Consider the following 12,543-nt stretch of genomic DNA (forward strand, 5'->3'; position numbering starts at 1 on the left):
ATCAATTCATTCGCATATTTTAATGTAAATTCATTTCACTATGGAAAGTCTGATGGAAAACTTTACGCCTGTCTCAGCCCTGTTGGGCGGTGGACTCATCGGATTGGCATCCGGGCTTTATCTTTTGCTCAATGGTCGCATTGCCGGCATCAGCGGTATTGTCGGTGGCCTTCTGGCACCGGCCAAGGGTGACAAAACCCTTGTTGAACGCCTGGCCTTTGTCCTTGGCCTGATCATTGGCCCGCTTGCCCTGATGACGGGTACATCAATCGAAGCCCAAAGCGTCGTCACCAGCCCGCTTCCGGTCATCATTGCAGCCGGTCTTCTGGTTGGTGTTGGTACAACAATCGGCAGCGGCTGCACCAGTGGCCATGGTATTTGTGGCCTGTCGCGCTTTTCGCTGCGCTCGCTGGTCGCGACCCTGTCCTTCATGATTGCCGGTTTCCTGACCGTTCTTGTCACCCGCCATCTGATGGGAGGAGCATGATGCGTATTCTTGTATCGCTGATTTGCGGCACCCTGTTCGGGGCCGGGCTTTATATTTCGGGCATGATCGATCCGCAGAAGGTTCTTGGCTTCCTTGATATCTGGGCGATTGCCGATGGTGGCTGGGATCCGAGCCTTGCCTTTGTCATGGGCGGCGGTCTGATTGTGGCAACCCCGATCTTCCAGTTTGCCAAGAAACGTTCGGATGCGGTCTGTGGCGGGGGCATGAATTTGCCGACCAATAAAAACATCACCACCAAACTGATCCTTGGCGGTGCCCTGTTCGGGATTGGCTGGGGACTGGTTGGCTATTGCCCGGGTCCGGCATTAAGCGCACTGGCCTTTGGCCAGACCGATACCATCATCTTTGTGGTTACCATGCTTGCGGGCATGGCAGGCGCACGGGCCTTGCGGCTTCATGCGTAACCCCCTGAGTTCGATAATCCCCGCGATAGCTTCCCTTAGCTCCCGTTAGCTCCTTGGGGGCGGGGACGATCTGCGATCAGGCGACCCCTCCCACAGTTGGTTGATCGCAGAGCATGCAACCGCCCGCGCATAACGCCGGGCGGTTTCGCATTTATGATCAAAATTCGCGCGAATTCTCGCAGCACCGGGCTTGTGTTTGGCGCTAAAATCCCATAACTGAGCAACAGCGCCACTTTGAAGTCGATAAAGGTTTCTGCATGAAGATCGGCATTCTTGAACCCGGGTTCGCCCCGGAAGAACTTCGCGACGAGTTTAAAAGCTATCCCAAGATGTTTGAAAAACTCCTTGGTGATGTAGACCCCGGTCTCGAATTTGAAACCTGGACGGTCCTTGAAGACGTTTTTCCGGATTCAATTAACGCAGCAGATGGCTGGGTGGTTATGGGCTCCAAACATGGCGTTTATGAAAACGCGCCCTGGATGATCCGCCTGCAAGAATTCCTGCGCGAGGCCGTCAATGCCGGGCAGCCGGTATTTGGCATCTGCTTTGGTCACCAGATCCTTGCAACCGCCCTTGGTGGCAAGGTCGTCAAATCCGACAAGGGCTGGGGCGTTGGCGTTCACGAATATAATGTCGACAACGCAAATGCAGACTGGCTGTCAGACAGCCCGGACACCTTGCGCATCAATGCCTTCCATCAGGATCAGGTGGTTGAGCTTCCCGAAGGGGCAACCGTTTGGGCAAGCTCGGACTTCTGCCCCTATGCCGGATTGCAATATGGCAGCAATGCCGCATCGATCCAGCCCCATCCGGAATTCATGCGCCCCTACGAGCAGGCCTTGCTGGAATCCCGCCATGATCTGATCCCCGAAGATGTGCACAAGGCTGCGATGACGTCGCTTGAGACACCGATCAGCAGCCCTGAATTTGCCCGATCGATTGTGAATTTCTTGACCCGCAAGCGCGCACGCAAAGCAGCCTGAACATCGGGTCTCAAAGTTATTCGTCCCTGAAACGGGCCGCTGTCTGGCGACGGCGGTCCACTTCAAGTTTCAGAATGTCCGGACGTGAATAGTGACCGACCGGATCAAAATTCTGCCGTTCCTGACGTACCATCGCGTGATCAATTGTTGCGGTTTTGACCACTTCGATACCAACGATCGGCTCGATCACGTAACTGCCATCAGGTGCAACCAGACACGACCCGCCGTTGGTCAGCATATCAGCCTGTCCGTTTCCGGCCAGAATCTGTTCAAGATACGGTGTGTCGTCCGGGAAATCGGAAACCCGCATCAATCCCGAAACCGACATCACGTAGGAACGCCCTTCCTGTGCCAGGAAAGGTGAGATTCTTGTGTTGCGCTCTCCCCCCGGCCAGCAGGCAAAGTGAAAATCCTCGCCATCGGCATAAAGGGCGGTACGCGCAAGCGGCATCCAGTTTTCCCAACAATTCAGGCCCCCGACCCGGAAGGCACCAAGTGGATGGGTGCGCAACCCGTTGCCATCACCGGGCGACCATGTCAGGCGTTCCTCGTAGGTTGGCATCAATTTGCGATGAACCGATCCGATGGCACCATTTTCATCAATATAGGCCAGACTGCAAAATCCGCTGTGGCCACCACGGTCCATCGGTCGTTCATAAATGCCAAGATAGATCGCCATCCCGTGGTCGCGGGCCTGCGCACAGACCGTATCAAGATCACCGCGTTCAATCACAACAGCCTGATCAAGATAATGCGCATGCAGGTCCTTTTGAACCGGGTCGTTAAAGCGCGCCCCGTCGGTGCGTTCGATCCAGAACGGATATCCCGGCAAAACCGTTTCGCCAAAACCGATCAATTGTGCATTTTGCGCAGCTGCATCGGAAATGGCGTCCGATACCTTCGCCAGTGTGGCTTCACGGTTAAGCCAGACCGGGGCAATCTGGGCAACAGCAACATTAAGTTGATCTTTTTTGGAACTGTTATTTATTGAAAGAGACATTTGGGGCGCGTTCCTGACATAACGTGTTTATGATTGCACAGCACACTGGGACGAGAGTTACAAACAGACCAAGCAACTAATGCATTCTGTTACCAAGGCAGTAAACAGATTTCGAGCAAACCGGCGAGACACGATGATCCAGAATCTGCGACTGTATTCAGGACTGACACTTTTTGCGTATGTCCTGACCCATTTGCTTAATCACATAGCCGGGATTGTCTCACCGGAACTGATGGAATCGTTCAGCGAATTCAGTACCGAAATCTGGCAATTCCCGCCGCTTGAAATCCTGCTGTTTCTGGCCCTGATTACCCATTTTGTTCTGGCTGCAAGCCGACTGACCGGTCGCCGTTCCCTGCGTCTGCGCAAATCGGAATGGGCCCAGATGATCCTTGGGCTTTCGATTCCGTTTTTGATGTTCCGCCACCTGATAGCGACAAGGATCATTGATCTGGGGTTCGACGTTGAATCGAACTATGAGCGTGTCCTGCTTGATCTTGCCGTTTTTGTCCCGATGCAGGGCATCCTTCAGGCCATCACGGTGATTGTCGTCTGGGCACATGGTTGCATCGGGATTCATTTCTGGCTTCGGGTCAAACCGTTCTATCCCAGATGGCGCAATGTTCTGGCCACAGTTTCGATCCTGATCCCGACACTCGCACTGGCCGGATATGCCGCTGCAAGTGCCGAGATCATTCGCCGGGTCGAAGAAGGTGGCCGTAAATATGTGTTTGGTGTGCTTGAAGCGGCCGACGTCAATCAGGCAGCAATCAATTTCTATGAGAACGCGCTGATCCCGTGCTCCATCCTGACCCTTGCACTGGCATTTTGCCCGTTTGGCATTCGTCAGATCAGACAGACGATTGACAGGGTCAAGCGCGGACCGATGCTGAGCCTGCCCAATGGACGATCAGTTCGGGTCCCGCCCGGTGCCACGGCCCTTGAAGCCTTGCGCGATGCCGGCATTGCAATGGCATCGGTTTGTGGCGGTCACGGGCGTTGCACGACCTGTCGGCTTCATTGCGGGTCGGGTCTTGAACAGCTTGCCGCACCGGGCCAGATCGAGGCCGCTGCCCTGAAAAGCATTCAGGCACCGCGGGGCATGCGACTGGCCTGTCAGATCAGACCGCAAAATGATCTGGCAGTTGCACCTTTGATGCCCCCCAACGCCACCGCACGCGATGGCCGGCGTCCGGGCGGGTTGTCGGGCAGCGAAAGACAGGTTGTCTGCGTGTTTATTGATCTGCGTGATTCGACCAAGCTTGGCGAACGCAAGATGCCCTATGATGTCCTGTTCATCCTCAACCAGTTCTTTGCCGAAATGACCGAGGCATTGCGCAGCACGGGTGGCTATTACGCGCAGTTCACCGGCGATGGCTTGATGGCACTTTATGGCCATCAGACCGATGACATCGAAGGCACCATTCTTCAGGCATTCGAAGGGGCGGCTGAAATGTTGCGCCGGATCGAGGGATTGAACGAACATCTGGCGTCCGAACTTCCGCACAAGCTGCGCATCGGGATCGGCATGCATATGGGCAAGGCCATTGTCGGGGAAATGGGCCCGCCGGGTCGCGAAAATATCAGTGCGATTGGCGATACCATCAACACCACCGCCCGTCTTGAAGCGGAAACCAAGGGACATGGTGTGCCGTTGGTGATTTCAAAAACCCTGTTTGATCTTGGTCCGATTCCCTTGCCGGAAAACGCGGTTTTGCATGAAGTGGCGCTGCGCGGCAAGGATCAGTCGGTTGCCTATTATGCGCTTGATGCCATGCCCGATCTTACACAGCTCAAGCAGTGACTCGTATCAATCCTGCCAAAGCGGCCTGTGGGCTTCCTGTGCATAAGTTTTTCGGGATCTGGCGGCGAACGCAATGCAGCAGGGAAGTCTTGACTATCACGCAGAAAATCACATTTATTCCAATATATGGATACGTTCGGTGCCGAAGACGTCGGGTCGGACAAACGGATGCCCGAAACGCACGATGCGTGGGGTCTGAAGATTAATCACACTCGCTCTGACCGAGGAGGTGCTGCCAATGTCGCGAATTTCTATGTTTAACAGCCCGTTGCTTCTGGGTTTTGATCAGATCGAACGCGTTCTTGATCAGGTGTCAAAAACCAAGGCCGAAGGCTATCCACCCTATAACATCGAGCAAATTGCCGAAAACAAACTGCGCATCACTGTCGCGGTTGCCGGATTTGCCGAAGAAGATTTGTCCGTAACCACAGAAGATAACCAGCTGATCATTCGCGGCAAGCATACCGATGATGACAGCGAGCGTGTCTATATCCATCGTGGTATCGCATCGCGACAATTCCAGCGGTCCTTTGTTCTGGCCGAAGGAATCGAGGTTGTCGGTGCCCATCTCGATAACGGCCTGCTTCATGTCGACCTGAACAGACCATTGCCTGAACCGGTGGTGCGCGAAATTGCAATCGGATCAAGCAAGAAGAAAGCGGTTCCGTCACGGACCATCGACATGAAGGTTGAAGACGAAGACGGTACTGCCGAAGATAATAACGGCAAGGCCTAATAAAGGAGTGGTTCAAATGACAAACCGCACAGCAAACCACGATACCGAGATCACCCAGCGCGACGCGCAGGATACCGGCCTGTTGTCGAATGTTGATTTCGCCATGTTGGGCATTCATGACTTTGCCTATATCCGGCAGGTTCCCAATGCCGAAGAAGACAGTGACGAGATGGTTTTTGGTGTCTTTACCGCCGACGGCACCCATATCGCATCGTTTGAAAGCCACGCGGTTGCCGACGCGGCCATCCGACAGCACGATATGGAACCGCGCGCGGTTCACTGATCTTCCTGCCAAATGAATCACAAAGGCGCCTGCCCTGGCAGGCACCTTCTTTTTGCACCGGTCTGGTTCCCGCAACATGACGTCCACATCCGATATTTCATCGGCCAAGTCGTATTCCGAACTCCATAACTGGCGGCTTATTCGCAATACTGCCGGGCTTTCGGATGCGCCGGTCCTTGTGTTGTCACACGGATTTGGAACCGATCATCGTAGCTGGCGCCTGTTGTTGCCCGAATTGCTCAAACAGTTTGATGTCGGGGTCTATGACCTTGCCGGGGCAGGCCCGAATGGTGGACGTAATTTCGACGCCACCCGGCATGTATCGATCACATCCTATGCCGATGATCTTCTTGCACTGCTTGATGAACAGGGCATCACATCCTGTCAGATCCTGACCCATTCGGTCAGCGGCATGGTCGCGCTGATTGCCGCCCAAATGCGCCCGGACCTGTTTCGGCGCATCTTCATGATTGCCGCATCACCGCGTTACCTTAACGACGACGGCTATCATGGCGGTTTTTCACAAGATGATCTGAATGGTCTGTTTGATGCGATGCATTCGGGATATGAGGCCTGGGCAAACGGGTTTGCCCCGATCATTGTCGGCGAACCCCTGCCGGAATTTGTTCTGGAATTTACCGCCGGGCTATTGAATATGCCTGCGGATGTCGCGATCCAGACAGCCCGCTTTATCTTCCAGTCGGATTTCCGTCATCTGCTTGCCGAGATTTCCGTTCCGACCGTGGTGATCCAGCCCAAAAATGATCCGGCCGTACCGATTGAGGTCGGCAGCTATCTGAAAGCGCATTTGCGCAATGCCGTGCTTGAAATTATCGAGGCACGCGGCCATCTGCCGCATCTGACAGCTCCCTATGCGGTGCTGCATTGTCTTCATAAATCGACTGAAACCGAGCCGCTGGCCTAGCGGATTTCGATGACTTCGCCCGGAACCGCCATGCGGACCTGATCATTGCCCTGAATGATCCTTGCCATCTCGGCGCGGACGTCACGCTTGATGTGATAAAGCCAGAACCGTGCACCGGGCATATCGGATGCCAGTTGCAGGACGGTTTCCAGATCACAATGGGCCGCATGTTGCGGATCATGACGGGTCAGATAGGTTTCCTGGAACACAAGATCCGCCCCGGTAAACAGGGCCGCGGTATCCGCCGTGACATTTCCGTCCCCGGAATAGGCAAATCCCTTATTGGCATAGCGCAGCAAGATGGCGTGGTTCTGCACACTGTGATCCGACCTTGCGAACTTGCACTCGAACGGCCCGATCATGTCGGTTTCGAGAATCGAATGCCAGATGATGGTGAACGGCCAGGCTGACCCCAAACCGGTAAAACCAAGCTCCATCAGTTTTTCAAGATGGGTCTGCAATTGCGGGCTGCACAGGATATGAAGCGGCTTTGACCGGCCATCATCGCGCCAGTTCAGCATGACCGGGATCAGACCAAAGATATGATCAGGGTGCATATGGGTAAAATAGATCGCATCAATCGCATCAGGGTCGGAAAACTTCCCCATCAGCTGACCGGCAATGGTTGCCCCGCAATCAATCAGCAAACGATAGTCATCTGCTGTGACCACAACAGACGAATTTGCAAAGTTCGGGTCGAACGCCTCGCCCACACCCAGAACATCAATGCGCATGTAATCGCTTGTCATAACCTGACCGTCCCGCCTGTCTGCCTCACACAGCCCGCCAAAATCCGGCGGCTATTCTTGCGATTTTGCACGCAGCAAAGCAAGACGTTCTGAAAATCGGTCAACGGTCATACGCAAATTGTCATAGAACTGCAAAAGGCAGAACCGGGTGGCTCTGCCTTTTGCAAGATTTTGAAATATAGCGATATTTTATACTTATCGCGCCAAAACTTCGGCCGCTTCACGGGTTTTGTAAACCGAGGATGCCACATCGTCACTTGTGGTCCGGATCACTTGCAAATTGCGGCTCAACTCTTCGACGGTGTTTGCCATGTTGCGCATATTGGCACTGACATTGTCTGTAACGGCGGTTTGTTGCACCACAGCCGACGAAATATTCGTCACATCATTACGCACCGTTGCGACCGACCCGCGGATGACCTGAAGGGCTTCGGCAACCTCGTTGGAGATCGCCTGAATACCGGTGATCTCTTTTGAAATGTCCTCTGTCGCGCGTGCTGCCTGATTGGCAAGGTTTTTGACCTCGTTTGCAACCACAGCAAAGCCTTTGCCTGCTTCGCCTGCTCGCGCACTTTCGATGGTTGCGTTCAAGGCCAACAGGTTGATCTGCCCTGCGATATTCTGAATAACCTCGACGATACTGCCCATCTGATCAACAACCCCGGTCATGCGCTCGGTCATTGCATTGGCGGTTTCGGTCTGGTCATAGGCACGTTCGGTTTCGGTCTGGGACTGGGTCATGCTATGCGAAATTTCGGCAATCGAGGCCGCCATCTGTTCCGCACTGACCGCAACCGATTTGGTGAGTTCCATCGTCCCGTTCGAAACATCAACGCTTTGAGCCGTACGGCTGTTAAGTTTGGAAATATTGCCTTCGATCTCGGCAAAATTGCCATCAATCATCTGTTTCAGATTAAGCAAAAGCTTGGTCTGTTCGGTAATATCGATGGCGAACTTGATCACCTTGATCGGGTTTCCAACCGCATCCAGAACCGGGTTGTAGGTTGCCTCGATCCAGATGTCCTTGCCGCCCTTGCCAATGCGTTTGAACTGACCGGCCTGGAATTTCCCCTGATTTAGGTTCTGCCAGAAGGTCCGGTATTCCGACGAGTTGCGATGTTGCGGTTCGACAAACATCGAGTGGTGCTTGCCGACGATCTCGTCAAGGCGATATCCCAGCAGCGACAGGAAGTTTTCATTTGCCTTCAGAATTTTGCCTTCAAGGTCAAACTCGATCACCGCCTGCGATGCGCTGATGGCTGCGAACACACTTTGCAGAAGGGCGCGCTCGTTACGACGCTCGGTGATGTCGCTTGCAAATTTGACGACCTTGATCAACTTGCCCTTGTCATCAAAAACCGGGTTATAGGTTGATTCCAGCCACACCAGTTCGCCGTTTTTGCGTTTGCGCGGAAAGGCTCCTGACGCAAACTCGCCATTGCCAAGCTTTTTCCAGAATGACTGGTACTCGGCCGAATGCACGATTTCCTCAGGGACGAACATGGAGTGATGCTTGCCGACAACTTCCTCAAGCGAATAGCCCATGGCTTTCTGGAAATTTTCATTTGCCCACAGAATATTACCCTTCACATCGAATTCGATGCGCGCCATCGAACGACTCAACGCTGCGGCGACCTGTGTTTCGGCCTGCGCGTGTTTATCGTTCCTGAAGATACCAAAACCCACTTTAATGTCCTTCCGTTCCGCTGTTCCCGAGCCATCCCTGGCCGTTTCAAACGGGGTCAACCAACACAAACACCACCTTCGTATAGCTCCTGAAACTTCGACAACTGTCCCATTTGCATGGTGCAATTACGGAATTCATTGCTTTGAAGACGGTAAGATTCATCTGGGAATTTCGAATATCATCTCAATTACAGCGGATTACGACATGCATCCTGATGCATATTCCGTATTGCTGTCATTTTCCAAAAATCATTCACAACTATTTGTTTATGTTAGATTTTCTGTTTGATATCCGCTTGATTCCTCATCGTGATCGATGCTCTTGCCTCGATAATTCTCTATCAGGCTTTCTTTACGAGCAATTTCCTTTGGCCGATCACTTTGATCAACCATTCACTTTATGAATAATTGATCTTCGTAAAATACATATACTTTTGAATAGTTCAACTACTGATTTTGAATAGCTGTCCCGATACCGGTCCGGAACGGTGACACAACCCGGAACCGGAAGCAGGACATATGGGGAATTTCAGAACATCAGCAGGAACTTATCGCCCGGTTGCAAAAGTACCAGACGGGACTTGTTTATTTCAGAGACGTTGCCAGACACAGTTGGTCAAACGGCTATCAGAAGGCCAACCGGCTCTGTGGTGTTGCCGCAGCATCAGCCAAGTGCTTCAAACCAGACGAGTCACACGCTCTGACAAGCCATTGATTTACTCGATCGGATCAGGCAGGCCACTTGACGATATAACGCGTCAGGTCGGGATGAGCATCATCTTCGGAAATCACCATGCCGCGCACAGACATACCGGCAATAAAGGTAGACTCGCGATTTCCCGTTACAAGCGGGTGCCAGTCAGGAAGACCTTTACCCTCCGACAGCAGCCGATAGGCACAGGTTGACGGCATCCAGTTCAGTGTTTCGACATTTTCCTTCGACAGCTGGACGCAATCGGGAACATGAACTGTCCGGTTGGGATAGTCCTTGCACTGACAGGTTTCACAATCAAGCAGACGACAGGCCACAGAGGTGTAATAGACAAAGTCGTCATATTCGTCCTGCAACTTGTGCAGACAACATTTACCACACCCATCACACAGGGATTCCCATTCATCCTGTGTCATTTCTGCAAGTTTTTTGGTTTCCCAGAATGGGTCTGCCGGAAGGGTGACGGGATTGTTATCAGTCATTGTCTCTCTCATGCGGGCCGTCTGTTAAGCATGATACAGGGTAATACAGCCCGATGCATCACACGAACTCACGACATCGGCGCAAATGTTCAACTCTGCGCGATCACATGGAAGAACGACCCGAATACCCGCCCCTGAACCAGACCCGCCGGACCAAGATCGCCACCCAGCGCAGTGCGCATGCGACAGAACGGTATCCCGTCTTCGGAAAGTGTCGTCGCATAGTGGAACTCATGCCCGCGCACAGTCATGCCCGCCGGTCCGAACGGTGTCGGAATACCGATTTTGGCTTCGCGATAACCAAGATGAAGCCGTCGGGTGGCAAAGCTTGTCGAAAGCGGCAAAAGACCAAGCATCTGATGTGTCGTCCCGTCAGCATCGGTCAAATCCGTCCCGAGGGTCATATAGCCCCCGCATTCCCCATAAATCAGAACGTCCCGCGCAGCCACCTCATGCATTCCGGCCTTGAAGATATCAGCTGCGGCAAGTGTGCTGGCATGAAGTTCGGGATACCCGCCGGGCAGATAAATCGCATCGCATTCGGGGTCGGGGGCCTCGTTCGCGAGCGGTGAAAAGAACGTGACAGATGCCCCGGCACGACGCCAGCCATCAAGAATATGAGGATAACAAAACGCAAAGGCCTGATCACGCGCCACAGCAATCCGTTGCCCAAGCGGGGCGATAAGGGGGGCATCATCAAGATTGCCCGCATCACCGTCTTGCGGATCAGATGGCTTTGTCAGCTCTGCCAGCCCGGTCAGCGCATCAAGATCAACATCCTCGGCAATGATATCTGCGGCACGCTCAAGGAATGCATCGAGCTTGGGATGTTCACCGGCCTGCACCAGTCCAAGATGACGTTCGGGAAGGGTAAGCTCATCAGACCGGCGAACCGCCCCGATGATTGGCAAGTCCGGCAGATGCCTGGCACAGGCATCAATGATCATCTTAGCATGGCGGGAGCTTCCGACCCGATTGAGGATCACGGCAGCAACATTGATATCCTTGCGGAAATTGGCAAATCCCGAAATCAGTGCCGCAGCAGAGGCAGACTGTCCTTTGACATCGACCACCAGAACCACCGGCCAGCCGGTTTGTGCGGCAAGATCGGCGGTTGATCCTTCGCCATTTGCCGCCCCGTCAAACAGCCCCATCACGCCTTCGCACATCACAAACGATTTGCCGGTGGCGTGGCCTGTGACCAGCGATGCGACCTGCTTACGGCCCATTGCCCAGGGATCAAGATTGATACAGGTTCCGCGACAGGCTGCGGCCTGAAATGCCGGGTCGATATAATCAGGGCCGGTTTTCGCCGCTGCAATCTTGTGCCCCTGACGGGTCAGGGCACGCAACAAAGCCAACGTGACAACGGTCTTGCCACTATTGGACGATGGTGCTGCAATCAGAATGCCCGAAACGGGGTCTGCTTTTTCACGGGGCATATGGCGGGGTCTCCGGCACGGATGGACAGGCAGGCGGCGAAATCGGGGACAATAATCCACCCCGCCTGCCAATCATAGCATTCCGATCATAACATTGCCGGTCGATTGATCAGCCGTTCTTTTTTACCGCCTCGGTGATGCCCTTGGCCATTTCTTCGGGGGCAGTGCCATAGTTGAAATGGCGAATGAACTGACCATTGCGATCCATCAGATACACAAAGGACGAATGATCCATCAGATAGGCGTCGGTATTTTCCGGTTCACCTTCGGGAATGGCCTTGGCGTAATATACCCGGAAGGTTTTTGCCGCCGCCGACGTCTGGGCGACGGTTCCGGTCAGGCCGACCATTCTGTCATGGAAATGCGGCACATAGGCCTTGATGGCCTCGACCGTGTCACGTTCGGGGTCGACGGTGAAGAAGACAGGTGTCACTTCATTGGCAAGGTCAGCCGGCATCTGGTCAAGCGCATTGCCCATGACCTGCAATTCGGTCGGGCAGACATCCGGGCAAAAAGTATAGCCGAAATAGATCAGCATATATTTTCCGGCAAAGTCCTTCTCGGTCACGGTCTTGCCGTCCTGATTGACGAGCTCGAACGATCCACCGATGGATGCAATTCCCGATGACTGGGTTTCTGTCCCCATCATCATCAGGCGATAGGTCAGACCAATCCCCAGAACCAGGGCAATCGCCAGAATTGCCAGAAGCGTCTTTTTGCTCACGCGTCCTACCTCTTTTCTTTTGACCGCACTTGACCGGCCTTTAAGCATCCCAAACTATCGGGGCACTATAAATGCCCTGTGCAATCCTGCAAGGGCAGCAGCTGT

The 12,543-nt window shown here is 53.7% G+C and carries 13 protein-coding genes; 7 read left to right on the plus strand and 6 right to left on the minus strand.

The features are described 5' to 3' along the window. Positions 1–52 precede the first annotated feature (52 nt). From TH30_RS00970 to TH30_RS00980, 3 genes are all read left to right on the plus strand, one after another. Complete coding sequence (locus TH30_RS00970; RefSeq protein ID WP_181850126.1) at positions 53–487, plus strand: YeeE/YedE family protein; 435 nt, start codon at positions 53–55, stop codon at positions 485–487. Next, on the plus strand, positions 487–912 hold the full coding sequence (locus tag TH30_RS00975) for a DUF6691 family protein (protein ID WP_114096831.1): 426 nt from the start codon (positions 487–489) through the stop codon (positions 910–912). Before TH30_RS00970 ends, TH30_RS00975 begins: the two co-directional genes overlap by 1 nt. 257 nt (positions 913–1,169) lie before the next feature. Next, positions 1,170–1,895: a glutamine amidotransferase-related protein gene (locus TH30_RS00980; protein ID WP_114096236.1), complete on the plus strand. Its 726-nt coding sequence runs from the start codon at positions 1,170–1,172 to the stop codon at positions 1,893–1,895. A 16-nt stretch (positions 1,896–1,911) separates the two neighbouring features. On the opposite strand, the gene TH30_RS00985 is transcribed toward TH30_RS00980, so the two are convergent. Next, complete coding sequence (locus TH30_RS00985; RefSeq protein WP_114096237.1) at positions 1,912–2,895, minus strand: carbon-nitrogen hydrolase family protein; 984 nt, start codon at positions 2,893–2,895, stop codon at positions 1,912–1,914. 133 nt (positions 2,896–3,028) lie between these two features. Here TH30_RS00985 and TH30_RS00990 point away from each other — a divergent pair, with 133 nt between their 5' ends. The 4 genes from TH30_RS00990 (at position 3,029) to TH30_RS01005 (ending at position 6,643) form a co-directional block, all read left to right on the plus strand. After that, entirely contained in the window at positions 3,029–4,699 is a 1,671-nt protein-coding gene (locus tag TH30_RS00990) for an adenylate/guanylate cyclase domain-containing protein (protein ID WP_114096238.1), read from the plus strand. A gap of 238 nt (positions 4,700–4,937) precedes the next feature. Beyond that, complete coding sequence (locus TH30_RS00995; protein ID WP_114096239.1) at positions 4,938–5,435, plus strand: Hsp20 family protein; 498 nt, start codon at positions 4,938–4,940, stop codon at positions 5,433–5,435. 16 nt (positions 5,436–5,451) lie between these two features. Then, entirely contained in the window at positions 5,452–5,718 is a 267-nt protein-coding gene (locus TH30_RS01000; RefSeq protein ID WP_114096240.1) for a DUF1150 family protein, read from the plus strand. Positions 5,719–5,794: 76 nt separating this feature from the next. Further along, positions 5,795–6,643: an alpha/beta fold hydrolase gene (locus TH30_RS01005; protein WP_114096241.1), complete on the plus strand. Its 849-nt coding sequence runs from the start codon at positions 5,795–5,797 to the stop codon at positions 6,641–6,643. Here the strand turns inward: TH30_RS01005 and TH30_RS01010 are convergent. From TH30_RS01010 to TH30_RS01030, 5 genes are all read right to left on the minus strand, one after another. After that, positions 6,640–7,392, minus strand: coding sequence for an MBL fold metallo-hydrolase (locus TH30_RS01010; protein ID WP_114096242.1), 753 nt, complete (start codon positions 7,390–7,392; stop codon positions 6,640–6,642). The genes TH30_RS01005 and TH30_RS01010 overlap by 4 nt on opposite strands. Before the next feature lie 195 nt (positions 7,393–7,587). Then, a complete protein-coding gene (locus TH30_RS01015; protein WP_114096832.1) occupies positions 7,588–9,078 on the minus strand; it encodes a methyl-accepting chemotaxis protein in 1,491 nt (496 codons plus the stop codon). 729 nt (positions 9,079–9,807) lie between these two features. Then, entirely contained in the window at positions 9,808–10,272 is a 465-nt protein-coding gene (locus TH30_RS01020; RefSeq protein WP_114096243.1) for a YcgN family cysteine cluster protein, read from the minus strand. An 89-nt stretch (positions 10,273–10,361) separates the two neighbouring features. Beyond that, entirely contained in the window at positions 10,362–11,714 is a 1,353-nt protein-coding gene (locus TH30_RS01025; protein ID WP_114096244.1) for a cobyrinic acid a,c-diamide synthase CobB, read from the minus strand. A gap of 109 nt (positions 11,715–11,823) precedes the next feature. Continuing rightward, the gene (locus tag TH30_RS01030) at positions 11,824–12,438 is read right to left on the minus strand and encodes an SCO family protein (protein WP_114096833.1); all 615 of its coding nucleotides are present in this window, start codon (positions 12,436–12,438) and stop codon (positions 11,824–11,826) included. Between the last annotated feature and the right edge of the window lie 105 nt (positions 12,439–12,543).

Origin of the sequence: Thalassospira profundimaris, from assembly GCF_003326795.1 — a bacterium.
Classification (GTDB): domain Bacteria; phylum Pseudomonadota; class Alphaproteobacteria; order Rhodospirillales; family Thalassospiraceae; genus Thalassospira; species Thalassospira profundimaris_C.

Excerpts from the sequence above, each read along its gene's own strand:
- TH30_RS00970 (WP_181850126.1), top strand. The coding sequence starts at position 53 with ATGGAAAACTTTACGCCTGTCTCAGCCCTGTTGGGCGGTGGACTCATC.
- TH30_RS00975 (WP_114096831.1), top strand. The coding sequence starts at position 487 with ATGCGTATTCTTGTATCGCTGATTTGCGGCACCCTGTTCGGGGCCGGG.
- TH30_RS00980 (WP_114096236.1), top strand. The coding sequence starts at position 1,170 with ATGAAGATCGGCATTCTTGAACCCGGGTTCGCCCCGGAAGAACTTCGC.
- TH30_RS00985 (WP_114096237.1), bottom strand. The coding sequence starts at position 2,895 with ATGTCTCTTTCAATAAATAACAGTTCCAAAAAAGATCAACTTAATGTT.
- TH30_RS00990 (WP_114096238.1), top strand. The coding sequence starts at position 3,029 with ATGATCCAGAATCTGCGACTGTATTCAGGACTGACACTTTTTGCGTAT.
- TH30_RS00995 (WP_114096239.1), top strand. The coding sequence starts at position 4,938 with ATGTCGCGAATTTCTATGTTTAACAGCCCGTTGCTTCTGGGTTTTGAT.
- TH30_RS01000 (WP_114096240.1), top strand. The coding sequence starts at position 5,452 with ATGACAAACCGCACAGCAAACCACGATACCGAGATCACCCAGCGCGAC.
- TH30_RS01005 (WP_114096241.1), top strand. The coding sequence starts at position 5,795 with ATGACGTCCACATCCGATATTTCATCGGCCAAGTCGTATTCCGAACTC.
- TH30_RS01010 (WP_114096242.1), bottom strand. The coding sequence starts at position 7,392 with ATGACAAGCGATTACATGCGCATTGATGTTCTGGGTGTGGGCGAGGCG.
- TH30_RS01020 (WP_114096243.1), bottom strand. The coding sequence starts at position 10,272 with ATGACTGATAACAATCCCGTCACCCTTCCGGCAGACCCATTCTGGGAA.
- TH30_RS01025 (WP_114096244.1), bottom strand. The coding sequence starts at position 11,714 with ATGCCCCGTGAAAAAGCAGACCCCGTTTCGGGCATTCTGATTGCAGCA.